This is a genomic window from Aneurinibacillus sp. REN35 (genome assembly GCF_041379945.2).
Taxonomy (GTDB): domain Bacteria; phylum Bacillota; class Bacilli; order Aneurinibacillales; family Aneurinibacillaceae; genus Aneurinibacillus.
The window spans coordinates 185868-210931 of record NZ_JBFTXJ020000004.1 but is presented as its reverse complement, the minus strand read 5'-3'; the positions used below and the strand labels follow the sequence as shown (position 1 = coordinate 210931).

The window sequence follows — 25064 nt, the reverse complement described above, 5'->3', positions numbered from 1 at the left end:
AGGGATATGAGTCATTCCTTTCAGCAGCGCATTCTGGCAGCTGCGCACAAAATTTTTACGGATAAAGGATACCGCCAGGCGGATATGCGCTCCATTGCTAAGGAGGCCGGTATTGCCGTAGGTACGATTTATAATTATTATCCAAATAAGGCTGTGCTGTATCAGGCAATTCTAACCGGACAATGGGATGAACTAGAACAGCAGATCTTTCAAGTGACACAGGATGTGAAGCAGTCGATGGTTGAGAAGTTGTGTTTCATTACTGACCATCTTCTTGTCTTTGTAGCACATCATTCAAGCTTTTGGCTTGAGATTGTTGAAGATCCACAGCGGGATGTAGAAATGCGTGATGAAGGTCAGCGAGCACAGATGCGGGCGCATGAGCAGTTGAAGAAGCATCTGCGCAACGTATTCTCCGAATGTACAGCAGATACTGCTCGAGTTGAGCGTCATGTTCTTACGTATATGGCATCAGTGACGCATATCGGCATTTTCTTTCCGGATCAGCCGGAAGAGAACCGACAGTATGTGACGGAGCTGGTGGAGCATATGGTTATTTCATCGCCAGTCCGTAAAACATAGTTGTAAAGGAATGAAGATAGGATAGATGAGAAGCGTGCTTCTCATCTATTTTTTTCTCTTTTCACGTTTCTTTTCAATTTCGTGCCGCAAGTACGAAGATCGACTTATGCGTTATATCTTGTGCTATACTTATTTTAAATAAGAAAAGAAAGGATGAACCATGTGCAGCTAGAACAGCTACAATTGCCGTTCGACCAAACGATTGTACGTGATTACATACATAACTACGAGAAGGTGAGCGCGTTCTATCCGTATGCGCCATATAAGCAGGAAAGCTTTGAGAAACGACTTAGCTGGCTTTCAGCTCATCCGATTTCACATCGAGACAAGCTTGCGGACGGGTTGCATGCATTTAACAAAGAGGTAGGCAATCATACTTGTGCGCTGGATAATATCGAAAAGCTGCGTCAGCCCGATACGTATGTCGTCGTATCCGGACAGCAGGCCGGTGTGCTGACAGGCCCGTTGTATACGATTCATAAGGCCATTACCACGCTTCGTCTAGCCGCTGAACAGGAAGAAAAGCTGGGTAAAGCAGTGATCCCAGTTTTCTGGATTGCAGGAGAAGACCACGATTATGAAGAAGTGAATCATACGTATGTCCAGACACGAGACGCTGAAGTAAGAAAAGTAAAACTTGGGCAGGAGTCGGTAAATCGGACATCGATTTCACATCTTCAAATTACTCCTACAGCAATGCTTGAGCTGATTGATGCATATTTTTTAGAGCAAATTGAGACTGAATTTTCCGGGGCGATTAAAGAAAAGCTATATCGGTTCACAGAACAGGCGAAGACACTAACCGATTTTTTTGCCCGAACTATGGCCTGGCTGTTCGGTGAACACGGACTTGTTTTGATTGATGCGGCTCTGCCGTTCGTGCGTAAGCTAGAGGCGCCTGTATTTACATCTATAATTGAGAAGAACGAGCAATTAAGTCAGGCAGTTGCTATGCAGGGAGAAAAACTGGCATCCCTTGGCTATCACCGACAGGTGGAGACAGATATACAGAACGCGCAATTCTTTTTGTATCGCAACGGGGAGCGAACGGGTGTCACTCGGCTTTTAGACGGAAGGTTTGAAACGAAGGACGGAAGCGAAACCTATACGACGGAAGAACTGCTGCGTCTAATAGAAGACGACCCTGAACAATTCAGCGCCAATGTGGTGACACGACCGCTCATGCAGGAACATCTTCTACCTACCCTCGCTTTTGTTGGCGGGCCTGGGGAAGTTGCGTACTGGGGCATGTATGCGGAAGCGTTCCGGTGCATGGAATATGAGATGCCGCCGATCCTGCCTCGGCTATCGTTTAGTCTGTTGGAAGGTGCCGTGCAGAAAAATATGCGAAAGCATGAGTTAAGTGCAGCCGATGTATTGCTGCGTCTTGCAGAGAAGCGGGAGCAGTTCTTACATGCTCAGGATACACATAATTTTGAAGGCAAATTTGAGGCTGTCCGAAAACAGATGGAGAAGCTGTATGAACCGCTCATTCAAGAAGCTGGTGAAGTCGAACGCGGCCTGCAGAAATTAGGCGACAAAAACCTGGAGAAAATTCTTGAACAAGTCACGTATTATGAGCAAAAAACGCAGGCTGCATTCGTCAAACAGCACGAGGCGTCGCTTAGACAGTTCGATCGGATTGCAATATCGCTCTTTCCATTGGACAAACCGCAGGAACGAGTTTACAATATATTTGGCTATCTTAACAAATACGGCATGGATTGGTTCAGGGAATTCGTATCATATCCGTATGATATTGTGCCTGAGCACTATGCGGTATCCATCGATTAAAGACGGGGAGCTGAGATTTTGAATACAACGGAAAAAAGCATCGTGCGTGACATGAGTCTTGCGCCGAATGGACATCTCAAAATTGACTGGGTTAAAGAACATATGCCGGTGTTAAACCGCATTCGTGAACAATTTGAAAAGGAGCAGCCGTTTAAAGGCTTAAAAGTCGCTATTTCTCTTCACTTAGAAGCAAAAACAGCGTATCTTGCAAAGGTTGTAAAAGCTGGCGGCGCTGATGTAACCATTACAGGAAGCAACCCGCTTTCAACACAAGATGATGTAGCAGCGGCTCTTGTAGAAGACGGCATCACTGTATTTGCTAAGTACAATCCGGATCCGGTAGAGTACAAAGAGCATATGATCAAAACGCTTGAAACAAAACCAGACCTTATCATTGATGACGGTGGGGATCTTGTTACGATTCTACATTCAGAGCGCCCGGACCTGCTTTCTCAAGTGCGTGGCGGATGTGAAGAGACGACAACAGGAGTAATCCGCAACCGTGCGCTGGAGAAATCCGGCGAGCTGAAGTTCCCAATGATTGCTGTAAACGATGCATACTGCAAATATTTGTTTGACAATCGGTATGGTACCGGCCAATCCGTATGGGATGGCATTAACCGTACAACCAACCTTGTTGTAGCTGGTAAAACAGTTGTTGTTGTCGGCTATGGATGGTGCGGACGTGGTGTTGCGCTTCGTGCGAAGGGCTTGGGTGCTAAAGTAATTGTAACAGAAATCGATGGCATTAAAGCAATTGAAGCCTATATGGATGGATTTGAAGTTATGCCGATGGCTGAAGCGGCTAAGCATGGAGATTATTTCGTAACGGTAACAGGTAATCGCGATGTGATTCGCGGTGAACATATGGATTTGATGAAAGACGGCGCCATCCTCTCCAATGCTGGACACTTCGATATTGAAATCAACAAGCCAGAACTTGAGGAATTATCTACTTCGAAGCGAGTTGTGCGTAAAGACATCGAAGAGTATGTGCTTAAAAACGGCCGCAAGATTTATTTGCTGGCAGAAGGGCGTCTCGTTAATCTGGCTGCAGGTGATGGTCACCCGGCAGAAATTATGGATATGACATTTGCGTTGCAAGCCATCTCGCTCGCATATGTTAATGAAAAATATAACGAAATCGGACCGCGCGTTCTCAACGTACCGTATGAGCTTGATGAGCGTGTAGCACGTCTAAAACTTGAAGCTCTGGGTCTTGGACTGGACGTTTTGACCGAGGAACAGAAGTCTTACTTAGAGAGCTGGAAAGAAGAATAGGCTAAAAAGCATAATGTCGAATGGGTTTGTGCGCCCATTCGACATTTTTTTTATGCATTTAGCGCTATTTCCACAAAACTTCCTAATTTTTTATAGAAGGATTTCGTTTTATAAGCTAGAATACGTATGTGGTATAAAGTGGGGCAAAGTGGAGGAGATGGCAAATAGGTAGGTGAGATAGCGTGTTTATGGGCGAGTTCGAGCATACGCTCGATGATAAAGGAAGGTTAACCATTCCTTCAAAGTTTCGAGAAGAGCTCGGCGAACGCTTCGTCATAACGCGTGGTCTAGACCAATGCTTGTTTGTGTATCCAATGGAAGAATGGAGCGTGCTGACTGGCAAGTTGAAAGCTCTTCCCTTTACCAAGGCCGATGCTCGTGCATTTACCCGTCTGTTTTTCTCAGGTGCAACCGAATGCACTTTGGACAAGCAGGGCAGAGTAAATATACCGGCTGCCCTTCGCAAGCATGGACAGATTGAGAAAGAATGCGTCGTCATTGGCGTATCTAGCCGGATAGAGATCTGGAGTCAACCGCTCTGGGAGCAATACACGTCCGCGTCCGGTGATTACTTTAATGAGATTGCAGAACGAATTGTTGATTTTGATTTGTAGAGGATGCAAGGGGGAAAATGGATGTTCCATCACATCACGGTGCTGCACCAGGAAGCAGTGGACGGCTTGGCGATTAAGCCGGGCGGAATTTATGTGGATTGTACACTTGGAGGTGCCGGCCACAGCTCATTAATCGCATCCAGGCTGAGTGAAGGAGGGCGGCTGATCGCTATCGATCAAGATGATGTCGCGCTTGCCAATGCTAAAGAACGCCTGGCGCCGTATATGGAACATGTGACGCTTGTAAAAAGCAACTTCCGTCATGTAGGACAGGTGCTCGAAGAATTACATATTTCGCAAGTTGACGGAGTGCTGTTTGATTTAGGCGTATCATCACCTCAATTGGATGAGGCGGAGCGTGGATTTAGTTATAATGCGGATGCACCGCTTGATATGCGGATGGATCGTACACAGACGCTTACCGCACATGAAATTGTAAATGAATGGCCGGAGAGCGAACTTGCCGCGATTTTTTTTGAATATGGCGAAGAGAAATTTGCTCGTCGCATTGCCAAAGAAATTGTAGCAGAACGCAAGAAGCAATCGATCACTACAACAGGTGAACTGGTCGAACTTATTAAGCGGGGCATCCCGGCTGCCGCAAGGCGTACGGGTCCGCATCCGGCAAAACGCACATTTCAAGCCATTCGTATCGCGGTGAATGATGAATTGAACGCCTTCAAAGAAGCGCTAGAGTCAAGCATTGCAATGCTTGGCGTTGGCGGCAGGGTGAGCGTCATTACTTTTCATTCTCTAGAAGATAGAATTTGTAAGCAAACGTACCAAGAGTATAGCAAAGGGTGTATATGCCCGCCGGATTTCCCGCAGTGTGCCTGCGGCAATAAGCCGGTACTGAAAGTAATGACACGCAAGCCGATTGTGCCTGGTGAGACGGAATTGAATGAAAACCGCAGATCTCGTTCTGCGAAGCTACGAATTGCAGAGAAGCTAGAAACTTGATCAGAAGGAGGGGATGAACGTTTTGCGGCCATACAATCAGGGAAGCTTAGCTACACAAATTGAACGGAAGCCGGTACCAAAGCGAAAGGTACCACAGAAAAAACGCGTAACCGTCCGTTATGGCATTAGCGCAGGAGAGAAGATGCTCTATTTCTTCGTCGTCATCGCACTCGTCGTTGTAGCTACGTTTATCATTGCTCGTTATGCGAAAATCTCTGATTACAACTATCAGATTCTCGAAACGAAACAGGAAGTCAAACAAATCTCAGAGCAGAACGGGGAATTACACGCCAAAATTGATGAATTGAGCAAGCCGGAGCGGATTCGCAGCATTGCCGAACAAATGGGACTAACCAAGCTTGATGACACAGTTCGTGTATTTAAGGGCGGCACAGCCTCGAATTAGGGGGATGCGGGATGAGGAAAAAAATTAACCTGCGCACGTTACTTATGGGGGGGCTGTTTACGCTCTCCTTTTTTGCGCTTATTTTACGCGCATTTTGGATTCAATACGTAGATAGTGCTGAGATTATGGTTAAAGCCAAGGACACGTGGGAAAGAAGCAACGCGATCAATCCAAAGCGCGGCGATATTGTTGATCGCAACGGACAGCTGCTGGCTTATCATGGCAAAGCGTATACGGTCATTGCCAGATTGAAGCCGTACTCAAATGATACGAAAAATGAAAACTATGTAAAAAATCCGCAAGAGACAGCAGCCAAGTTGGCGCCTCTGCTCAACATGTCTCAAGAAAAGATTCTAGAGCGCTTAACTAAGGATACGAAGCAAGTAGAACTGCGTCCGGGCGGTTGGAAAATCCCGAAGGAAACCGCTGATAAAGTACAAGAGCTTAAACTTCCGGGAATCGGGTTGTATGAAGAATCACGTCGTTATTATCCCTACGGCGCATTTGCTTCCCACGCCATCGGCTACACGAATTTAGAAGGCGAGGCAAGGATGGGGATTGAACGCATGCTTGACGATCAGCTTAAAGGTGAGAAAGGAAGCTTTACATTTAAAGCGGATCGCCGAGGAAATCTACTGCCCGATGGAATTGAATCCTATAAGCCTGCTAAAGATGGCAATAAGGTGGTATTAACTATTGACCATCAAATTCAGAACTATATTGAAGATGCGCTCAATCAGGCGACAGCAAAGTATAAGATGGAGGGTGTCAGCGTTGTCGTAGCTGATCCGTACACAGGACAGATTCTTGGGATGGGCAACCGGCCGACATTTAATCCAAATGCGCCGACCGATATCAAAAACTTCTTTAATCCGGTGATCGGTGCGAACTTTGAACCGGGCTCTACATTTAAGATTGCCACGCTCGCTGCGGCCATTGAGGAGAAACAGTTTAATCCAAATGCCACGTACATGTCCGGTACATACAACAAGATCAAAGGCAGCAAGCCGATCCGCGACCATAACCAGGGGCGCGGCTGGGGTACTATCACATACAAAGAAGGTGTGAAGCGTTCGAGTAACGTAGCGTTCGTACACATGGGGTACGAGGGGCTTGGCAAAGAGAAGCTATTCAGCTACTTAACCAAGTTTGGTTTCGGACAGAAGACAGGCATTGACCTGCCCGGAGAAGCGCGCGGTTCGTTCAGCCCGAACCGCAAGTACTATCCCCGTGACGTAGCATCGATCACCTTTGGACAAGGTGTATCGGTGACGGCGATTCAGCAGGTGGCGGCTGTTGGTGCGGTGGCGAACGGCGGCAAGCTGATGAAGCCGTATATTGTAAAAGAGATTCGTGATGCAAAAACAGATCAGGTGCTTAAAGAGAACAAGCCAGAAATGGTTCGTCGTGTAATTTCAGAAGATACAGCGAAGCAGACGCGTGATCTTCTTGGAGCGGTCGTTAATGAAAAAAACGGAACTGGGCAGCCGTTTGCTCTGCCAGGTTATCAAGTAGCGGGCAAGACGGGTACCGCTCAAGTAGCAGAGAACGGCAGGTATGTGGCCGGACGCTATATTAATTCCTTCATCGGCTTTGCTCCAAAAGACAATCCGAAGCTGTTGATTTATGTTGTGGTGAACCAGCCGCACATTGATACTCCGTCTGCCGGCGGTAAAATTATTGCAGCCCCGATTTTCAAGTCGGTCATGGAACGCAGTCTGCATTACTTCAAGATGTCACCGGATAAAGTAGACGGCAAGACTGTAGAAGTCACGACAGATGAATCAACCGTCATGCCGGAGTTAGGTGGAGAGACGGTCGAAGCAGGTAAACAGATGCTCTCGCAGGCGGGTCTTAAAGTACAAGTGCTTGGCCATGGCAAAACGGTAGTCGGCCAATATCCGGCGGCGCAGGCTGAGATGACGAAAGGCTCGACCGTATATATGCTCACATCCAAAGACGGGATAAAAATGCCGGACTTAAGCGGAAAAACACTGCGTGAAGTGATGGAGTTAGCTTCATTGGTAGATATTCCGGCACCAACGGTAACTGGGGAAGGATATGTGCAAAAGCAGAGTATCCAGCCGGGTACTGTATTGAAAAAAGGCGATAAACTTGCGGTCACGCTTGCGCCAAAGTCAGAGGCGCCACCTGCCAATTCAAAGCAAGAAACAGAGCAGAAAAAAGAGAAATAAGCATGAAGCATTGGCAGTGAACGAAGCAAAGCCTGTTCTATCTTTTTCGTTCATCGAATAGGGTTATTTGTGAGAATATATTGCGTGCGGACGGAGATTCTGCGTCCCGCGTGCCTATTCGGTGAGGAGGAGAAGGGAATTGCGTGTATCCGGAGTTACCGTCCGACGACGTATCTTCATTGCGATGTTATTAGGATTTCTGTTGTTTCTACTGTTGATTACACGCCTTGGATATGTACAGTTGTGGAATGGACCGTGGCTTAGGGAACAGGCTGAGGACTTATGGACGCGCAACATACCATTTGAAGCAAAGCGCGGTCAAATTCTTGATCGAAACGGAGAAGTGCTGGCATATAATATCAGTGTCCCATCTGTGTTAGCCATTCCCGCCCAAATCAAAGATAAGCCAACTACAGCACGTACGCTTGCGCCGATTTTAAAAGTCGAGGAGCAGAAGATTCTTAAGGAGATCAGTAAGCGTGAGCTAATGGTACGCGTACCAGGAGGTCGCAGAGTTTCTCCAGAAATAGCTAAAAAAATACAATCGCTGCGCCTTCCAGGCGTTCAATTGGCTGAAGACAGCCAGCGCTATTACCCGAACGGCTCTCTCGTCTCACATATTCTTGGATTTACAGGAATAGATAATCAAGGTCTAACCGGAATTGAGAGAGTATACGATACGGAACTTAAAGGAAAGAAGGGCTATATTTCGTTTGGTGCCAACGCCGCCGGACAGAAAATGCCTGGAATTGCAGATCGGTTTATTGCACCGACAGATGGTAAGGACCTGCACCTGACGATTGATGCGAGCATTCAACGAATTATCGAGCGTGAACTTGATCAGGCGATGGCTGTATATCAGCCTGATGATGCCATTGCCATTGCCGTTTCTCCAAAGACAGGTGAAGTATTAGGTATGGCCAGCCGCCCGAATTTTGATCCCGGAAATTATAAAGACTATCCGGTAGAGACGTATAATCGAAATCTGCCAATTTGGAAGACATATGAACCGGGTTCAACATTTAAGATTATTACGCTTGCGGCTGCTCTTGAAGATAAAAAAGTAAATTTGAATAACGATACATTTAATGACCCAGGCTCCATCAAGGTAGCGGGTGCAACACTGCGCTGTTGGAAACGGGGCGGACATGGACATCAGACATTTCTTGAAGGCGTACAGAATTCATGCAACCCGGGGTTTGTTCTATTAGGACAGCGTTTAGGTAAAGAGCGCCTCTTTCATTACATTAATGAATTTGGTTTTGGCAAACGGACGGGCATTGACCTGTTAGGAGAAGAAAATGGTGTGTTATTTCGTCTCAACCGGGTAGGGCCTGTCGAGCTTGCCACCACTTCATTTGGCCAGGGGGTTTCTGTAACACCGATTCAGCAGATTCAGGCTGTTAGTGCAGCGATTAACGGCGGCACACTAATGAAGCCGTATCTTGCTAAATCATGGCATGATTCGAAAACAGGCCAACTTATTAAGGAAAATAAGCCGACAGCCGTTCGACGCGTCATTTCCCCGGAAACTTCTGCTGAAGTAAGGCGTGCTCTTGAGAGCGTTGTCGCAAACGGCACAGGACGCAACGCCTATATTGACGGTTACCGTGTAGGCGGCAAGACGGGGACGGCTCAGATTGTTGAGAATGGTGTGTATTCCAAAAGCAAGCATATTGTATCATTTATTGGCTTTGCGCCCGCAGATGATCCGCAGATTCTTGTATACACAGCAATCAATAATCCAAAGGGTATTCAGTTTGGTGGCCTGGTTGCAGCGCCAATCGTACGCAACATTATGGAATCTTCGCTGCATTATATGAAGGTACCTGTACGTACGCAGCAGATGGAGAAAAAGTATCAATATCCGGACAAAAAAATTGTGCAGGTTCCGAACCTTATCGGCATGGAACGCAAAGAGATTACAAGTGCATACTATGATTTTCCGCTTGATATTGCAGGAAGCGGCAGCAAAGTGTCATACCAATCCCCTACACCGGGTACAAGGGTGGAGGAAGGAGTGACAATTCGTGTCTACCTGGGTGACAAATAAAACAAAGAGCATTAAAATAAATGCGTTACGATTCATGCATAGTGATGAAGCGGACGAACCGCGTGAGAGAAAGAAGGAGAAAGATTTATGCAACTAGAAGAGTTAGTGGCTCCTCTTGCCTTGCAAAAAGTGGCGGGGGATAAGAAAACGGAAATTACGGGCATCGAGATTGATTCTCGACTTGTAAAACCGGGTGATTTATTTATTTGTTTACCTGGTTTTACAGTTGACGGACATAACTTTGTAGCAAAAGCCGTTTCACAGGGGGCGGTGGCTGTTTTGGCACAGCGCCCTGTGGAGACGGATGTTCCCGTTATATATGTCCCTGATACCAGACGGGCAATGGCTGTACTGGCTGACCGTTTCTTTGGGCAGCCTACACACCAGCTTCATGTAATTGGAGTGACAGGTACAAACGGTAAAACAACGACCACACATCTGATTGAACGCATCCTAGGAGAAGCAGGTCATCCGACAGGCATTATTGGCACGATCGAGATGCGGATGGGAAAAGATGTACGTGAAGTGAAGAATACTACACCAGAAGCGCTTGATTTGCATCGTTCTTTTCGGTGGATGAAAGATATGGGTGCAGAATACGCGGCGATTGAAGTATCATCCCACGCGCTTGATATGGGACGGGTCCGCGGCGTACGTTTTGTTACAGGCGTGTTTACCAATCTAACGCAGGATCATCTCGATTACCATGAAACGATGGAGAAATATCAACAGGCGAAAGGCCTCTTGTTTTCCCAGCTTGGCAATGAGTATGATAGGGAACGGATGAAATATGCTGTATTGAACGCAGATGATCCAGCAAGCGAAGCATTTGCCCGCATAACACCGGCACAGGTTATTACATATGGTATTCATCAGGAAGCGGATGTTCGCGCCAGAAACATTGCCATTACAGCTTTTGGAACGACGTTTACTCTTGAAACATTTGTTGGAAGTATAGACGTAACTCTGCGTATGATCGGGAATTTTAACGTATACAATGTCCTTGCAGCGGCTTCGGCCTGCCTTGTTGAAGGTATATCGCTTGAGCAGATGAAGCATACGCTAGAAAAAATCGAAGGCGTACGCGGTAGGTTTGAGCGTGTGGATGCCGGACAGGATTATACTGTCATTGTCGATTACGCGCATACACCAGATAGTTTAGAGAATGTGTTGAAGACAATTCGTGAATTTGCCGAAGCAAAGGTCTATTGTATTGTAGGCTGCGGGGGCGATCGAGACCGGACCAAGCGGCCGATCATGGCTTCGATTGCTGCACGGTATGCGGATGTGGCCGTCATTACATCAGATAATCCTCGTTCTGAGGAGCCTCAGGCAATTATTGATGAGATGATTGCAGGTCTTGTTGCAGACAATGTAGGCGAGGAGCGTTACACTGCCTATGTGGATCGACGGGAAGCAATTCGTGAAACCATTCACAGGGCGAATCCGAAGGATGTTGTACTCATTGCCGGAAAGGGTCATGAGACATATCAAATTTTAAAAGATAAAACGATTCACTTTGATGATAAAGAAGAGGCATATCAAGCCATACTAGAAAAGAAAAAATAGGATGAGGAGATCATAGAAAGGAGGGCGTACAATGCTTGTACGAGTTTTATTTTTTTCCATCGCCGCAGCTTTTTTAATCGCTGTGCTTCTTGCTCCGCTCTTCATTCCTATTCTGAGACGTTTGAAGTTTGGTCAGGCGATTCGTGAAGAAGGCCCGAAAGGACATCAGAAAAAAGCAGGAACACCGACAATGGGCGGAATTATTATCTTATTGGCATTAACTTTTACCGTCATTAAGTTTGCCAACCAGTCGGTTGAGATATTTCTGTTATTGTTTATTACGTTGGGCTATGGCTTAATTGGGTTTTTAGACGATTTCATTAAAATTGCCATGAAGCGCAATCTAGGCTTAACCGCCAAACAAAAATTATTCGGTCAGCTCGTAATCGGCGCTGTATTCTATTATGTACTAGTACGTAACGGATATGATACGACGGTCTCTATTCCCGGGACAGGAATGGGAGTAGATCTGGGATGGCTATATCTGCCGCTTGTTCTTATTATGACCATTGGAGCGTCTAATGCGGTGAATTTGACGGATGGATTAGACGGTCTTCTTGCAGGAACGAGTGCAATTGCATTCAGCGCGTATGCGGTTATTGCCTGGATGGCAAGCCAGATGAATATCGCTATTTTCTCTGCTGCTGTGGTAGGAGCCGTGTTAGGATTTCTTGTGTTTAATGCACATCCGGCCAAGGTGTTCATGGGAGATACAGGATCGCTTGCGCTGGGTGGAGCGATTGCAGGGATTGCGATTCTTACGAAGACGGAAATTCTACTTGTGTTGATTGGCGGCGTATTCGTTATGGAAGCTCTGTCTGTTATTATTCAAGTATTATCATACAAGACGCGTAAAAAGCGGGTATTCCGCATGAGCCCGCTGCACCATCATTATGAGTTGGGCGGCTGGTCTGAATGGCGTGTGGTTGTTACCTTCTGGTTTGCCGGATTGGTCTGTGCAAGCTTAGGCATATATATTGGGGTGTTAAACTGATGGCTATAGAAAAAGGGAAAAAACTATATGATGGAAAACAGGCGGTAGTAATCGGCCTGGCAAAGAGCGGCGCAGCTGTGGCCCGTGTGTTGAAAGCATGCGGTGCCACTGTTACGGTTAATGACCAAAAGCCGGAGAGTGAGTGTGAAGGTGCTGATGCTCTTCGTGCCGAAGGGATTGCAGTAATTTGCGGTGGACACCCGAAAGATATTATCCATCCAGGTATTCATATCGTAGTAAAGAATCCGGGAATTCCATATACAGCACCACCGATTCAAACAGCTCTGTCTCTAGGCATTCCGGTTATTACGGAAGTAGAGGTAGCCTATGAAGTGAGCGATGCACCGATTGTGGGCATTACCGGCTCAAACGGTAAGACGACAACAACTACGCTGATAGGACACATGCTTGAGGAAGGTGGACTAGCTCCCATCGTGGCGGGCAATATAGGAACACCGCTCTGTGAGCAGGCGCTTTGGGCGCGAGCGGATCAGGTATTGGTAGCTGAGCTGAGCAGTTTTCAATTAAAGGGGACAAAGAACTTTCGTCCGACGATTGCATGCCTGCTTAACGTATATGATGCCCATCTTGACTATCATAAGACAAAAGACGATTACATACATAGCAAAGCAAAGTTATTTGCCAATCAAGAAGAAGCGGATACAGCGATATTGAATTATGACAATGATATCTGCCGGAGCTTGGCTGAAGAGATTGCTTCCACCATTCTTTGGTTCAGCACAAAAGAAGAGGTAGAGCATGGCGCTTTCGTAAGGGAAGGCACTATTATATTTAAGCGTCCGATGGTAGGGAGACTGGCAGAAGCGTTGGCTACCGCACCGGAGGAGGAAGCTGTTATTCGTATAGATGAACTGGCTTTGCCAGGAGCGCATAATTTGGAGAATGTCTTAGCTGCCATCTGTGCTGCAAGAGCAGCGGGAGCAGATATGGAAGCGCTGGGCCACGTGCTGCGCTCGTTTGCTGGTGTGGAGCACCGCCTCGAATTCGTGGCAGAAATCGATGGGGTTAAGTACTACAATGATTCGAAGGCGACCAATCCCGAAGCTGCCAGCCGAGCGCTTACGTCATTTACGTCACCAGTTGTTTGGATTGGCGGCGGACTTGACCGCGGCATTGATTTCAAAGAGTTAGTCCCGCTGCTTGAACAGCATGTGAAAGCGGTCGTTGTATATGGACAAACAGCGGAAAAATTGTTGGACCGGGCGGCAGATGCGGGGATTATTCAAGCAAAGCGCGTCGATACTGTTATTGATGCGGTTGCTTGCGCTCACTCGGTCGCTCAAGAAGGTGATATTGTACTGCTCTCACCGGCGTGTGCTAGTTGGGACATGTACAAATCGTTCGAAGAGCGGGGGGTCTTGTTTAAGCAATCCGTGCATAAGCTTAAAACAAGCCCGTAACCGCTGTTTGAAGGTTTAATCAAAATCAGGTGATTGAACGGACAGGCAGCAAGGTGCGGCAAATTCTGCGCTGTAAGAGGTGTTCTGCGTGACAAAGGCCCGTTCAACTCCTGATTTTCTTATTATTGTCGTAACGTTCGTGCTGCTGGCTGTAGGTGTCGTGATGGTATACAGTTCAAGTGCTGTAGTCGCCGCTCAGAAAGGTGATCCGTTCTTCTTCACCAAACGTCAGCTAATTTTTGCTGTGTTAGGCATTGTGGCGATGTTTATGACCATGAACATCGATTATTGGGTATGGAAAAGGTGGGCGAAGCCTGGACTTATTTTTTGCTTTTTTCTGCTTGTGATTGTTCTCATCATAGGTAAAGAAGTCAATGGAGCAAAAAGCTGGCTTGGAATTGGCGCATTCGGAATTCAACCCGCAGAGTTTATGAAGCTTGGAATGTCTGCTTTTCTGGCTAGGTGGTTATCGGAAAATCAAAAAGATATTGGGTCATTTACCAAAGGGCTAATCCCCACACTTGGTATTGTGTGTCTGGCGTTTGGTTTGATCATGCTTCAGCCTGATCTAGGAACAGGTACCGTGCTGCTGGGTACTTCTGTGCTGATGATTTTCATTGCGGGAATGCGGCTTGCGCATCTGTTCGGTCTGGCTCTTTTGGGTGTGGCAGGCTTTGTTGGATTAATATTGGTTGCGCCTTATCGAATGGATCGGATCACGGCCTTTGTTGATCCGTGGTCAGATCCGCTGGGTACGGGATACCAGTTGATTCAATCGCTTTATGCGATCGGACCAGGTGGGTTAATGGGACTGGGTATTGGGATGAGTCGACAGAAATTCTTATACCTTCCTGAGCCGTATAATGACTTCATTTTTTCGATTTTAGCTGAGGAGCTTGGGTTTATTGGCGGCGTGACGGTTCTTCTTTTATTTTTGTTGCTTTTGTGGCGAGGCATGCGCGTTGCCATTACTGCCCCGGATCTATTCGGCAGTCTGCTTGCTACGGGAATTATTGGGATGCTGGCAATTCAGGTTGTTATTAATGTCGGCGTTGTAACTGGCATGTTTCCGGTTACGGGTATTACACTGCCATTCTTAAGCTACGGCGGCTCCTCGCTGACGCTTATGCTTACAGGAATTGGCGTTCTCTTAAACATTTCACGTTATTCGAGAGCATAGAAATTAGGAGAAGCAGGACGCATTGCGTTCTGCTCCCTTGCTGTGTTATATGTTAAACTTTATTTAGTATAAGGAGCCCGGTTTGTATGAATATCGTAATTAGCGGCGGCGGTACGGGTGGACACATCTATCCGGCGCTTGCTCTTATTAAAGAAATCAAACGACAAGAGCCTGACTCTCGCGTGCTATATATTGGTACAGAAAAGGGGCTAGAAGCCGATCTTGTACCAAAGGAAGGTATTGCGTTTGAATCGGTATATATTACCGGTTTTAAACGAAGCCTTTCTTTTGATAATGTGAAGACTATTGCTAGATTTCTAAAAGCGACCAGCCGGGCCAAGCGATTGATCCGAGATTTTCAGCCGGACGTTGTCGTAGGCACCGGCGGATACGTATGTGGTCCGGTTGTATATGCGGCAAGCTCGCTAGGTATTCCCACGCTTGTTCATGAGCAGAATGTGATTCCGGGTCTGACCAATAAGTTTTTATCCCGCTATACAAGTCGGGTGGCCGTCACATTTTCTGGTTCCGCCTCTTATTTCCCCAAAGAAAAAACCGTAGTAACAGGAAATCCGCGCGCGACAGAAGTTGCGTTAGCAGACGGTGTGGCAGGGCTTGCATCATTAAAGGTACCGGCAAATAAAAAATATGTGCTTATCGTAGGAGGCAGTCGAGGAGCACGAGCCATTAATGAAGCGGTTATTGAGATGGTTTCTGAACTCTCGAAGCATACAGCCTATCATTTTATTTATGTAACAGGAGAGGTGCACTACGATAAAACGATGGAAGCGATACGTGAAAAAGGCACCATGCCAGACAATCTCACGGTGCGACCGTTCATCTACAATATGCCGGAAGTGTTGGCTGGTATCGATCTTATCGTAAATCGCGCCGGTGCATCCTTTCTTGCCGAGATTACTGCGCTCGGCCTGCCGTCTATTTTAATTCCTTCTCCGTATGTGACCAACAATCATCAGGAGAAGAATGCAAGATGGCTTGAGGAGCAAGGGGCGGCTCGTGTGATTTTAGAGCCGCAGCTTACAGGGACATCGCTGCTTGGCGAGATTGATGCCGTATTGAGGGATGAGAAGCGAATTCAGACGATGCAGGATGCAGCAAAGAAGCTCGGACAGCCGGATGCGGCAACACGTGTCTATGAAGAATTAAAAACGATTACCCACGACTGACTGTAACACAGTAGGCGGGGCGAGCATACATTATCCTAGGCGCGTGACCATAGAAGCGACGCGTACTGGGCAGGGATTCATAGAGGAGGTTCTATATATGCAGAAGCTGATTGCAGAGCTAAAAGAAGCCAATATCGGAGCAGTGCTTGTTAATGAACCGCTGGCTAATCACACAACATGGAAGATTGGCGGGCCGGCAGACATTCTCATTGAACCGACTGATAAATTGGCGCTAGCTCACAGTATGAAGCTTGTTCATAAGCATGGGGTGCCCTGGCAGGTGCTGGGCAGAGGCTCGAACATGCTTGTGCGGGATGGAGGAATCCGCGGCGTTTTGTTTAAACTGGCTGATGGATTTGATCACCTTACCTTCAACGGGGAAGAGGTACAGGTGGGTGCTGGCTATTCGTTTATACGATTAGCGGTAATGGCCGGGAAAGAGGGATTGACCGGGCTTGAATTCGCAGGCGGTATTCCAGGTACAGTAGGTGGCGCAGTTTATATGAATGCAGGTGCGCACAGCTCTGATGTTTCACGCATTCTTACATCGGCTGAAGTGTTACTCGAAAACGGAGAGTTGGTACACCTATCTTCTGAAGACCTTAGATTTGGCTATCGTACGTCCATATTGCAGAAGGAGCAAAGAGGGATTGTAGTAAGTGCGGTATTTACGCTAAAACCTGGTGACCGCAAGGAGATTGCTCGCCATATGGCTGCGTATAAAGACCGGCGGCGTCAGACACAGCCATTGTCTATGCCGTGTGCAGGAAGCGTATTCCGCAACCCTCCAGGTGATCATGCAGGACGTCTTATCGAAAGCGCGGGACTTAAAGGGCTTACGGTGGGCGGTGCCCAAATCTCAGAGAAGCATGCCAATTTCATCGTGAATCGTGGGAATGCGACAGCTCAAGATGTCCTCGACCTTATGGAAAAAGTGATGAAGATCATTCATGAACAATACCATGTTCAGCTTGTTCCAGAAGTATTGGTGGTGGGCGAGGGGTAAACGGAGGTGAAATCTTGGAGTCATTCGTGATTGAGGGAGGAACCCCGCTTTCAGGTGAGCTGCGCATTCAAGGCGCAAAAAACGCGGCACTTCCCATTTTGGCGGCTACCGTGCTTACCGGGGGAGCCTATACCATCTACGATGTACCCCGTCTCTCTGATATTGATGTCATGCTCAAAATCCTCACGGAGCTTGGAGCCACATGTTCGCACGAGGGAACAACGGTACATGTGGATACAACGGCGCTGTCCGCTACAACGGTGCCGGAGGATTTAATGGGCCAGATGCGTTCTTCTATTTTTCTGATGGGACCGCTGCTTGCGCGCTTTGGTGAAGTGACGTTGACCCGTCCGGGCGGTTGTGCAATCGGAGAGAGGCGCATAAATCTGCATTTTAAAGGTTTGGAATCACTTGGTGCGACAATAACAATGCAAGATGGGGGCATTCGCTGTACAGCCAAGCAGCTTACTGGCGGCATGATTTTTTTGGATTACCCGAGTGTGGGAGCCACAGAGAATATCATGCTGGCGGCTGTATTAGCTGACGGAGAGACCATTCTGTCCAATGCGGCCCGTGAGCCGGAGATTGTTGATTTGCAGAATTTCCTTAACTGTTTGGGGGCCAAGGTACGCGGAGCTGGAACGGATCGAATTATTATACAGGGGGTTACGTCTCTTACCGCAGCGGAGTATCAAGTCATCCCTGATCGGATCGTTACGGGTACGATGATGCTAGCAGCAGCGATCACTCAGGGAAACGTTACACTGCGAAATGTCAATCCGATGCATATGGTTGCTTTATTAGATGTTGTTAAGCAATGTGGTGTTGAAATCGACCATGGGCGTGATATAATTACGATAAGGGCAGACGGCCCAATTCGTGCTATTGACCGCATTATGACGGCTCCCTATCCGGGATTTCCGACGGATATGCAGTCACAGATGATGGCTTTTCTTTCGCTTGCAGAAGGTTGTAGCATTATGAAAGAGACAGTATTTGACGGAAGATTCAGGCATGTGAACGAGTTATGCCGATTGGGCGCTGATGTGTATGTGGATTTAAACACCGCTTTTATTCGCGGGGTACCGCATCTGTCTGGCGCGGTAGTAGAAGCGACTGATTTACGAGCGGGTGCTGCATTAATTATTGCCGGCCTTGCTGCGGAAGGAGAGACGAGAGTGATGCAGGCGTGCCATATCGATCGGGGATATGACCGGATTGAAGAGCAGCTTGCAAGTTTGGGCGCACGTATTCGAAGAGTACAGTAGCGCACACTACTTTCCATTAAGCATAAGTTTGTGCAGGTGAAGCGGCATATGAGAGTATGCCGCTTTTGTAAGTTTATAGGTTGTATAAGCGGAGGAATGCGGAATGGCCAATATAGAGAAAATCCCGCGTTTACGGAAAGAGGACCGGAAGAAGAAGACGAATCGGCAACTGTTGTTGCTCATGCTGTTGTTTTTTATCATTTTGCTAGTGGTGCTATTCTTTCAATCATCCATTAGCAGAGTACAGGACATTTCTGTAACAGGGGCGAAGCTTGTGCCTGCTGAAGAGATTATTACACAATCCCGACTTACCTTTGATATGCAGTATTTGTTTGTCAATAAAGCGAAGGTAGAGGAGTCTATTATCACTGCTCTCCCAGCTATTGAGCGCGTGGACGTACGCAAGACATTTCCGGGTAAAGTCGAACTCGCAGTCAAGGAGCGCCCACGTGTGGCATTATGGATGAATAGTCAGGGTGCTCTTTATCCGGTTACGGACAAAGGCGGAATTCTAAAGCAGTATCCGTCTGGTGATGGTTCAGTGGACAAGCCGATTATCCGGCGCTGGGAGATTGATCAACTGCTGCCTAAATTCGCTGCGCAGTTGGATAAGGTAGATCCGGGCATTCGTCAGCAAATTTCTGAGATTAGGCATGAACCAGCCGCCAACAATCCTGAAAGACTTGTCTTGTTTATGAAAGATGGATTTGAAGTACATACAACCATCCAGAATTTTGCCGATAACATGGCATGGTATCCGTCATTTGTTCAGAGTTTGAAACAGGAAGGAAAGACAGAAGGGATCATCAACTTATCAGAGGTGAAATGGTTTGCGCCGTATAAGCAGCAGCCGGCAAACAATGAAAAACAATCTTAAGGTTCGAAAAATCCATGTGTATTTAACGCTTGTGTTGTTGGTATTTGGGTTTATTGTTGCTTATTCGATGCAGTTGACGATGGAAGGGTCAGGGAATATTCCTTCCGCCATAGATGACAGCGAATGGGAAAAGAAAGTAAAGCTAAATGATAAGCTGATCGATGAGAAGGAAACGAATGAGAAGCTGGAAAAACAGCTAGCAACATTGCGGATGGAAGTCAATAAAAAAGAAAAGGAATTGTCTGAGCGTCAAGCCGTGTCGAAGCAGGTAATCGGTGAATTAGAAGAGCTTCGGATGAAGGCAGGATTGATTCCTGTGGTTGGTACAGGCGTTACTGTGACGCTAGAGGATAGCAAGACCGCTCGTTCATTTGATGATGTGGCTGAAGGAATTGTGCATGATCAGAACATACGTGATGTAGTTAATGAACTGTTCGCTTCCGGAGCAGAGGGCGTCTCTGTTAATGGGCAGCGGCTTGTGGGAGGGTCAAGCGTTCGCTGTGTTGGTCCAACTGTTATTGTTAATGATACGAAGCTTGCGCCACCATTCGTTATTCAGGCGATTGGCGATAAAGAAACCCTTCTATCGGCCTTGCGTTTGCCTGGCGGTGTGATTGATATATTAAAACAGCGGACCCTAGAAATCTCTATTAAAGGTTCTGATCAGATTGAGTTGCCAGCGTATGTTGGGGAAACACAGACAAAGGTAGGCAGCAGCCTGCGGAAGATTTATGGATAGACGTAGTGAGGATGCGATACGAAGATGAAAAATAATCGGCAGGTCCCATTCATAATAACCGCCATAAGCATTATCATTGGGTTCATGTTGACGCTCCAATTTCGTTCCAATCAGCCAGCTGTTGCCACGGAACGGAAGGATATGTTTCAACTGCGGCAAAATGTGCAAAAAGAAATGGAGCGTCATCAGACATTGCTGAATGATATATCCAAGCACGAGAAATTATTAAGTGAATATGAGACATCGATCAATGAAGGTGGAGGGCCATCCGTCATTCAAGAAGAGCTAACACGTATCAAAAAGGAAAACGGATTTGCTGAAGTAACAGGTCCGGGGATTATTATCATGATCGAAGACGATCCGTCTGCACCCGGACAGGATAAACTGCAATCGCCTGTAATTGATCAGGATTTAACCGATCTGACGAGCCTTCTATTTGCCAATGGCGCCAAAGCCATCTCGATTAATGGCAACCGTTTGATTGTCAACAGCTCAATTCGCATTGTGGGTGAAGGCATTCAAGTAGATACAACCCCCATTGAGATGCCGTATATCGTAAAAGCAATTGGTGAGCCACAAAGTCTTGAAGCGGCTTTGCGGTTACCGGGTTCTGATCGAGAATCAATGGAGGATTGGTTCCATTTTTTGAATAAGAAATTTTCAATCCAGAAGTCGGAAGGCGTCACTGTGCCTGCTCATCAGGGGACAGGAAGAGTGAAGTATATGAAGCCTCTGGAGCAAAAAGGAGCGTCGTAAGCGGATGTGGCTACCTGTCATTGGGTTGATTATCGGTGTAATTCTTGGCTTTTCTTTTGAATTTCGTGTTCCTGAACAATACAGCAGCTATCTTTCCATTGCTGTACTGGCTGCCTTAGACACAATTTTTGGGGGCTTGCGGGCGCATTTAGAGAACCACTTTGACATTAAAGTGTTTATGTCAGGATTCTTCTTTAATACGCTGTTAGCTGCAGGACTTGCATTTCTTGGTGTTTATATGGGTGTCGATTTATATTTGGCGGCGATCTTCGCGTTTGGTGTTCGCCTATTTAACAACATCGCTGTCATGCGCCGTATCCTTATCGGACGTTGGTTCCCGGATAAAGAAGAAAAAACGCTGATGTAGCGCATATTTTTTATAAATTTTCTTGGTGAAAAAAAGGGAAATACCGCATGACGTGGAAGTTAATAAAGTAGATCATTTTTCGTGCTGTATTACAAAATAAAACAAAGAGGAGGTGCCAAACTTGAACAACAGTGAATATATAGTCAGCTTAGATATTGGTACATCCAAAGTCAGAGTGATCATTGGAGAGATTAACAGCGGAACCATCAACGTTATTGGGGTCGGTACAGCGGATTCGCAAGGAATTAAGAAGGGCGCTATCGTTGATATTGATGAAACAGTGCAATCGATTCGGCAAGCTGTAGAAAAAGCGGAGCGGATGGTTGACCTGCCAATTCGCCATGTGATAGTAGGGATTTCTGGTAATCACATCCAGCTTCAATCAAGCCATGGAGTTGTTGCTGTATCCAGCGAGAATCGGGAAATTGCAGATGAAGATATCGAGCGCGTTATGAAAGCCGCACAGGTCATTGCCATTCCCCCAGAGAGAGAGATTATCGACGTGGTTCCCGTTCAATATATTGTTGATGGCCTAGGAGAGATTAGCGATCCGAGAGGTATGATGGGCGTTCGTCTCGAAATGGAAGGTACAATCATTACAGGAGCCAAGACTGTCATACATAATTTAGCGCGCTGCATAGAACGGGCAGGTCTGTCTATTGTTGGGATGTATCTTATGCCGCTTGCATCCAGTGAAATTGCATTGACGAAGGATGAAAAAAACTTAGGTGTAGTGCTTGTTGATATTGGCGCCGGCTCCACCACGGTGTCTGTTTTTGAGATGGGCACGTTGAGCGCGTTTTCTGTGCTGCCGATTGGTGGCGATTATATTACGAATGATATCGCAATCGGACTTCGGACAACTACGGAAGAAGCAAAGCAGATTCAATTAAACAGCGGCTGTGCATTAGTTGAAGAAGCAAGTGAAGATGAGCATTTCTTGGTTAAGCGAATCGGAAGCGATGTGGAGAAGGAATTTACCCAGGTTGAATTAGCCAATATCATTGAGCCCCGTGCGGCAGAAATCTTTAATTTGATAGAAGATGAGCTTCACCTTCTCGGTTATGATACAGATATTCCGAACGGCTTTGTTCTAACTGGAGGCGTTGCTAATATCCCTGGTCTGCTGGAGTTAGGGCGTTTTGAATTGCAGGCGCCTGTGCGGATTGCCATACCTGATTATATCGGTGTGCGTGATCCGGCATATACGACAGGAGTCGGTTTAATTAAGTATGCTTCCAAGTATTATATGAACCAAATGCCGCAGCAGGCAGAAGCAAAACAACCTCAACCAAAGAGTAACCGAAAACCGAATAACTCTGCACCAAAGGCAGCTAAAGCGCCAAAGGAGCAGGGCGGCGTCATCAAAAAGGTCAAAGAATGGTTTAGCGAATTTATTTAGACTGTTTGCATGATAAGTGAGGGGGACTTAAATACATGTTGGAATTCGACTTGGAAATGGATACATTAGCGCAGATAAAGGTGATCGGTGTAGGTGGCGGCGGAAGTAACGCTGTAAACCGCATGATTGAGGGCGGGATTCAAGGTGTAGAATTTATCGCTGTCAACACGGACTATCAAGCGCTGAATTTGTCAAAAGCACAGCATAAGCTGCAGATTGGTGCGAAGCTGACACGCGGATTAGGTGCAGGTGCAAATCCTGACGTAGGTAAGAAGGCAGCGGAAGAGAGCCGTGAACATATTGAGCAGGCTCTTCGCGGTGCTGATCTTGTTTTTGTTACTGCCGGTATGGGTGGTGGAACGGGAACTGGTGCAGCCCCTGTTATTGCGGAAATTGCAAAGGAAATCGGAGCGTTAACAGTCGGCGTAGTAACCCGCCCATTCACATTTGAAGGACGTAAGCGTCAACTGCAGGCTGAGCAAGGAATCTGCGCTTTAAAGGAGAAAGTTGATACGCTCATCGTTATTCCAAACGATCGACTATTAGAAATCGTTGATAAGAATACTCCAATGCTTGAAGCGTTCCGTGAAGCAGATAATGTGCTTCGCCAAGGTGTGCAAGGTATCTCTGACCTCATTGCGGTACCTGGCCTTATCAACTTGGATTTTGCTGACGTGAAGACAATCATGACGGAGCGAGGCTCGGCATTGATGGGAATTGGGATTGCTACAGGTGAAAGCCGGGCAGCAGAAGCAGCCAAAAAAGCAATCTGCTCTCCATTGCTTGAGACGTCTATTGATGGTGCACGCGGTGTACTGATGAATATTACAGGCGGCACGAACCTAAGTCTCTATGAAGTAAACGAAGCCGCTGACATCGTGGCTTCTGCCTCAGATGAGGAAGTAAATATGATTTTCGGTGCTGTCATTAATGAGAATCTAAAGGATGAAATTGTCGTTACAGTAATCGCGACAGGATTCGAGGAATCACAACAACAAGCGGCGCGTCGTCCACAGATGGATGCGGGACGTGAGAAACAAGCAGGCTCTCCGAATGTTCGACCGATACGTCGTGCTCAAGTAGATGCAGAGCGGGAGATGGACGAGCCACAACTTCCGACATCCCGTCCAGAACCACGTCCAGCCTCTACAAATAATGGACTTGACAGCCTAGATATTCCGACATTCCTACGTAACCGCAGACGTAAAAAATAATGAATGATAAAGGTCCTGAGCTAATTGCTCAGGGCTTTTTTTATGCAAAACGCTCACTATTAATTATAGAACTTACGTTCGTGATAAGCAAGCGCTTTTCAAATCCCTGCTTATTTTCATTGCCTTCCTACTGTCATATCCTGTCTAAATTTCCTCTCATATTTTGTCTTAATTTTTCATACGATTTAAGGACACTCCCATCTTTTTCTATGTGATAATAAGAGCACGGAAAAATAGAGAAAGGAGATCGAGAGCGGATGTGACGATGTATGCCGATGTTGTGTTTCTCATAAATGCCGTCATTGATTATATGCTGTTGTTCTTAACAGGACACATATGCCGACAGCCGTTACGGAAACGAAGGCTCATCCTTGCTTCAGCAGTTGGGGCTACATATACTGTTTTTCTATTTTTTCCGTCCTTATCTTTCGCGTTTACTTTATTGGCGAAGCTATTATTCTCTTGTTTTATGATTGTACTTGCGTTTCCCTGGACAAGAATATGGAATCTTATTCGGCTCCTGGGGGTCTTTTATGCCGTGTCTTTTTTTATTGGGGGAGGCTTACTTGCTGCCCATACGCTGCTTGGGGATAGAAGTGAAGTTGTTAATGGCATCGTGGTTACCCACACAGGAGCGTCGGCTGCGAGTCCGACTCTTTTGTTTTTGCTTATTGCTTTTCCGCTGATTTGGTGGTGTACGAGGCAAGGCTACTACAGCCTTAGAGCCAATCGTCAGGTAGATGTGCAGTACGTTCGATTAGAAGTCGATATTTTTGGTCAGACGGTTGCTTGTCGAGGGTTTATAGATACGGGCAATCAACTATCTGATCCGATCACACGGATTCCCGTTACGATTATGGAAATTAGCGTATGGGAAGGAATACTTCCCGCAGTGTTGCTCAACGAAGTAAAAGAAGGCATGGTGAACGGTGTCTCTGCATTTGACTTTCCGGAGTGTGAGCATCAATGGCTTGAGAGAATGCGTTTTATCCCTTATCGGACGGTATCGACTCAGGCCGGGCTTCTTGTTGCCATTCGTCCGGATAAAGTACGGATTTATACAGAAGAGCACACGTATTCCCCGAAACGAATGTTGATCGGATTGCGTGCCGCAGAGCTTTCGGCTGATGGTAGCTATCAGGCGGTTGTACATCCGAAAGCGATGGAAGAAAAACACGGACTTGCTTCATAAAAACAGG

The 25064-nt window shown here is 46.7% G+C and carries 22 protein-coding genes; all 22 read left to right on the top strand.

Going from position 1 to position 25064, the window contains the following annotated elements:
- Positions 1 to 6 precede the first annotated feature (6 nt).
- The 22 genes from AB3351_RS10300 (at position 7) to spoIIGA (ending at position 25057) form a co-directional block, all read left to right on the top strand.
- A complete protein-coding gene (locus AB3351_RS10300; protein ID WP_371147050.1) occupies positions 7 to 582 on the top strand; it encodes a TetR/AcrR family transcriptional regulator in 576 nt (191 codons plus the stop codon).
- A gap of 162 nt (positions 583 to 744) precedes the next feature.
- Complete coding sequence (gene bshC, locus AB3351_RS10295) at positions 745 to 2376, top strand: bacillithiol biosynthesis cysteine-adding enzyme BshC (RefSeq protein ID WP_371147049.1); 1632 nt, start codon at positions 745 to 747, stop codon at positions 2374 to 2376.
- 18 nt (positions 2377 to 2394) lie between these two features.
- Positions 2395 to 3657 (top strand): adenosylhomocysteinase, encoded by a 1263-nt coding sequence (locus AB3351_RS10290; protein WP_371147048.1) that lies wholly within the window; start codon positions 2395 to 2397, stop codon positions 3655 to 3657.
- Positions 3658 to 3839: 182 nt separating this feature from the next.
- Positions 3840 to 4271 (top strand): division/cell wall cluster transcriptional repressor MraZ, encoded by a 432-nt coding sequence (mraZ, locus tag AB3351_RS10285; RefSeq protein ID WP_371147047.1) that lies wholly within the window; start codon positions 3840 to 3842, stop codon positions 4269 to 4271.
- 21 nt (positions 4272 to 4292) lie between these two features.
- Positions 4293 to 5231 (top strand): 16S rRNA (cytosine(1402)-N(4))-methyltransferase RsmH, encoded by a 939-nt coding sequence (rsmH, locus tag AB3351_RS10280; RefSeq protein WP_371147046.1) that lies wholly within the window; start codon positions 4293 to 4295, stop codon positions 5229 to 5231.
- A gap of 13 nt (positions 5232 to 5244) precedes the next feature.
- On the top strand, positions 5245 to 5637 hold the full coding sequence (ftsL, locus tag AB3351_RS10275) for a cell division protein FtsL (RefSeq protein ID WP_371147045.1): 393 nt from the start codon (positions 5245 to 5247) through the stop codon (positions 5635 to 5637).
- An 11-nt stretch (positions 5638 to 5648) separates the two neighbouring features.
- Positions 5649 to 7832, top strand: coding sequence for a penicillin-binding transpeptidase domain-containing protein (locus AB3351_RS10270; protein WP_371147044.1), 2184 nt, complete (start codon positions 5649 to 5651; stop codon positions 7830 to 7832).
- A 139-nt stretch (positions 7833 to 7971) separates the two neighbouring features.
- Complete coding sequence (locus AB3351_RS10265; RefSeq protein WP_371147043.1) at positions 7972 to 9885, top strand: stage V sporulation protein D; 1914 nt, start codon at positions 7972 to 7974, stop codon at positions 9883 to 9885.
- An 87-nt stretch (positions 9886 to 9972) separates the two neighbouring features.
- Entirely contained in the window at positions 9973 to 11454 is a 1482-nt protein-coding gene (locus AB3351_RS10260; RefSeq protein ID WP_371147042.1) for a UDP-N-acetylmuramoyl-L-alanyl-D-glutamate--2,6-diaminopimelate ligase, read from the top strand.
- A 31-nt stretch (positions 11455 to 11485) separates the two neighbouring features.
- On the top strand, positions 11486 to 12448 hold the full coding sequence (gene mraY, locus AB3351_RS10255; RefSeq protein WP_371147041.1) for a phospho-N-acetylmuramoyl-pentapeptide-transferase: 963 nt from the start codon (positions 11486 to 11488) through the stop codon (positions 12446 to 12448).
- Complete coding sequence (gene murD / locus AB3351_RS10250) at positions 12448 to 13869, top strand: UDP-N-acetylmuramoyl-L-alanine--D-glutamate ligase (RefSeq protein WP_371147040.1); 1422 nt, start codon at positions 12448 to 12450, stop codon at positions 13867 to 13869. The genes mraY and murD overlap by 1 nt, the downstream gene beginning before the upstream one ends.
- 88 nt (positions 13870 to 13957) lie before the next feature.
- Positions 13958 to 15049 (top strand): stage V sporulation protein E, encoded by a 1092-nt coding sequence (gene spoVE / locus AB3351_RS10245; RefSeq protein WP_371147039.1) that lies wholly within the window; start codon positions 13958 to 13960, stop codon positions 15047 to 15049.
- 86 nt (positions 15050 to 15135) lie between these two features.
- Positions 15136 to 16236, top strand: a complete 1101-nt coding sequence (gene murG, locus AB3351_RS10240) for an undecaprenyldiphospho-muramoylpentapeptide beta-N-acetylglucosaminyltransferase (protein WP_371147038.1) — start codon at positions 15136 to 15138, stop codon at positions 16234 to 16236.
- 97 nt (positions 16237 to 16333) lie between these two features.
- Positions 16334 to 17242: a UDP-N-acetylmuramate dehydrogenase gene (gene murB / locus AB3351_RS10235; protein WP_371147037.1), complete on the top strand. Its 909-nt coding sequence runs from the start codon at positions 16334 to 16336 to the stop codon at positions 17240 to 17242.
- Positions 17243 to 17256: 14 nt separating this feature from the next.
- Complete coding sequence (murA, locus tag AB3351_RS10230; protein ID WP_371147036.1) at positions 17257 to 18510, top strand: UDP-N-acetylglucosamine 1-carboxyvinyltransferase; 1254 nt, start codon at positions 17257 to 17259, stop codon at positions 18508 to 18510.
- 103 nt (positions 18511 to 18613) lie between these two features.
- Positions 18614 to 19387, top strand: a complete 774-nt coding sequence (locus AB3351_RS10225; RefSeq protein ID WP_371147035.1) for a cell division protein FtsQ/DivIB — start codon at positions 18614 to 18616, stop codon at positions 19385 to 19387.
- Positions 19371 to 20126, top strand: coding sequence for a DUF881 domain-containing protein (locus tag AB3351_RS10220; RefSeq protein ID WP_371147034.1), 756 nt, complete (start codon positions 19371 to 19373; stop codon positions 20124 to 20126). Before AB3351_RS10225 ends, AB3351_RS10220 begins: the two co-directional genes overlap by 17 nt.
- Before the next feature lie 24 nt (positions 20127 to 20150).
- Entirely contained in the window at positions 20151 to 20882 is a 732-nt protein-coding gene (locus tag AB3351_RS10215; RefSeq protein WP_371147033.1) for a DUF881 domain-containing protein, read from the top strand.
- Between the two features lie 4 nt (positions 20883 to 20886).
- Entirely contained in the window at positions 20887 to 21249 is a 363-nt protein-coding gene (locus tag AB3351_RS10210; protein ID WP_206246794.1) for a small basic family protein, read from the top strand.
- A gap of 121 nt (positions 21250 to 21370) precedes the next feature.
- Positions 21371 to 22651 carry a cell division protein FtsA gene (ftsA, locus tag AB3351_RS10205; RefSeq protein ID WP_371147032.1) on the top strand — a complete coding sequence of 427 codons (1281 nt, stop codon included), beginning with the start codon at positions 21371 to 21373 and terminating at the stop codon, positions 22649 to 22651.
- Between the two features lie 35 nt (positions 22652 to 22686).
- Positions 22687 to 23865, top strand: a complete 1179-nt coding sequence (gene ftsZ, locus AB3351_RS10200) for a cell division protein FtsZ (RefSeq protein ID WP_371147031.1) — start codon at positions 22687 to 22689, stop codon at positions 23863 to 23865.
- A 265-nt stretch (positions 23866 to 24130) separates the two neighbouring features.
- Positions 24131 to 25057, top strand: coding sequence for a sigma-E processing peptidase SpoIIGA (gene spoIIGA / locus AB3351_RS10195; RefSeq protein ID WP_371147165.1), 927 nt, complete (start codon positions 24131 to 24133; stop codon positions 25055 to 25057).
- Positions 25058 to 25064: the final 7 nt, after the last annotated feature.

What these genes read in the sequence shown, in the direction of transcription:
- murB (WP_371147037.1), top strand. Translation starts at nt 16,334, where the DNA reads ATGCAGAAGCTGATTGCAGAGCTAAAAGAAGCCAATATCGGAGCAGTG.
- mraY (WP_371147041.1), top strand. Translation starts at nt 11,486, where the DNA reads ATGCTTGTACGAGTTTTATTTTTTTCCATCGCCGCAGCTTTTTTAATC.
- rsmH (WP_371147046.1), top strand. Translation starts at nt 4,293, where the DNA reads ATGTTCCATCACATCACGGTGCTGCACCAGGAAGCAGTGGACGGCTTG.
- AB3351_RS10300 (WP_371147050.1), top strand. Translation starts at nt 7, where the DNA reads ATGAGTCATTCCTTTCAGCAGCGCATTCTGGCAGCTGCGCACAAAATT.
- AB3351_RS10220 (WP_371147034.1), top strand. Translation starts at nt 19,371, where the DNA reads ATGAAAAACAATCTTAAGGTTCGAAAAATCCATGTGTATTTAACGCTT.
- AB3351_RS10210 (WP_206246794.1), top strand. Translation starts at nt 20,887, where the DNA reads ATGTGGCTACCTGTCATTGGGTTGATTATCGGTGTAATTCTTGGCTTT.
- AB3351_RS10260 (WP_371147042.1), top strand. Translation starts at nt 9,973, where the DNA reads ATGCAACTAGAAGAGTTAGTGGCTCCTCTTGCCTTGCAAAAAGTGGCG.
- AB3351_RS10270 (WP_371147044.1), top strand. Translation starts at nt 5,649, where the DNA reads ATGAGGAAAAAAATTAACCTGCGCACGTTACTTATGGGGGGGCTGTTT.
- AB3351_RS10215 (WP_371147033.1), top strand. Translation starts at nt 20,151, where the DNA reads ATGAAAAATAATCGGCAGGTCCCATTCATAATAACCGCCATAAGCATT.
- spoIIGA (WP_371147165.1), top strand. Translation starts at nt 24,131, where the DNA reads ATGTATGCCGATGTTGTGTTTCTCATAAATGCCGTCATTGATTATATG.
- AB3351_RS10225 (WP_371147035.1), top strand. Translation starts at nt 18,614, where the DNA reads ATGGCCAATATAGAGAAAATCCCGCGTTTACGGAAAGAGGACCGGAAG.
- ftsZ (WP_371147031.1), top strand. Translation starts at nt 22,687, where the DNA reads ATGTTGGAATTCGACTTGGAAATGGATACATTAGCGCAGATAAAGGTG.
- ftsL (WP_371147045.1), top strand. Translation starts at nt 5,245, where the DNA reads ATGAACGTTTTGCGGCCATACAATCAGGGAAGCTTAGCTACACAAATT.
- murD (WP_371147040.1), top strand. Translation starts at nt 12,448, where the DNA reads ATGGCTATAGAAAAAGGGAAAAAACTATATGATGGAAAACAGGCGGTA.
- murG (WP_371147038.1), top strand. Translation starts at nt 15,136, where the DNA reads ATGAATATCGTAATTAGCGGCGGCGGTACGGGTGGACACATCTATCCG.